This is a genomic window from Lyngbya sp. CCY1209, from assembly GCF_055795065.1.
This window is the reverse complement of the sequence record NZ_JAYFER010000110.1, coordinates 1-1,189: the sequence shown is the minus strand read 5'-3', so window position 1 is coordinate 1,189 and position 1,189 is coordinate 1. Positions and strand designations below refer to the sequence as shown.

Below are 1,189 nucleotides of genomic sequence, written 5' to 3'. Positions count from 1 at the left end.
GGAATCCCAACAATCCGAGATAGAGCCAAGCAAGCCTTGGTCAAGATGGCAATGGAACCCTACTGGGAACCTAAATTCGAGGGAACAAGTTATGGGTTCCGACCTGGACGCTCAACCCTTGACGCAATTGGTAGAATATATTTGGCGCTCAACAAACTGAACTACTATGTTCTGGATGCCGATATTGCCAAATGCTTTGACCAAATTGACCATGATTACCTACTATCTAAACTTCATTGTCCAACGACCATAAGGCGCAATATCAGACAATGGTTAAAAGCCGGGGTCATCGACAATGGTGTATTTGACGATACAAAAGCCGGGACACCCCAAGGAGGGATAATAAGTCCACTCCTCGCCAACATCGCACTGGATGGGATGGTGAGGCACATCGAAGAGCTATTCCCAAAAAAGAATAGCAAAGTTCAAGCAACTGTCGTCAGATACGCCGATGATTTTGTAGTTATATCTCCAAAACTCGAAATCATTGAACAGTGCAAGATTGCTATTTCCTCATGGCTAGAGCCCATTGGACTCCGACTTAAGCCGGAAAAGACAAGAATCTGTCATACACTAAGAGAAATCAAAGTTGACGGAGAAAAAGTCCCACCCGGATTCGACTTTCTGGGGTTCAATATCAGGCAATATCCAAAAGGGAGACATACATCCGGGAAAAGTGGAGGTCCCCACAATAGACTACTGGGATTCAAGACTCACATAAAACCGGATAAAGAAGCAATCAAAGCCCATACTGAAAAGGTAAAAGAGGTGATTAAGAATCATAAAACAGCACCTCAAGCCGCCCTGATTAAAAGACTCAATCCCATCATCACAGGATGGTCAAGATACTATTCAGGGGTAGTCTCCTCGGAGATATTCGGAAAGCTAGATAACATACTCTGGCAACAACTACGGGCATGGGTAGAATCAAGATGCGGAAACGCCAAATACAAAACGCTCAGGAAATACTTCCGAACCGGAAAAGTAATACTGAGTAATGGGAACGAAAGAAACGAAAAATGGATTTTCCAAACGAAGGATGGTCTGCGACTTCAACATCATAACTGGACTCCCATTGTCTACCACACGTTGGTTAGACCAAACGCATCAACGTATGACGGAAACTGGGTCTACTGGGCAACAAGGAGAGGGAAATCAGCAGAAATCCCAAACCGAGAAGCCAAACTGC

The 1,189-nt window shown here is 44.5% G+C and carries 1 protein-coding gene; it reads left to right on the top strand.

The features are described from left to right. Positions 1 to 1,189: reverse transcriptase domain-containing protein (locus tag AC0QHF_RS00745; protein ID WP_324702274.1), on the top strand; the 1,189-nt coding region annotated here is incomplete at both ends.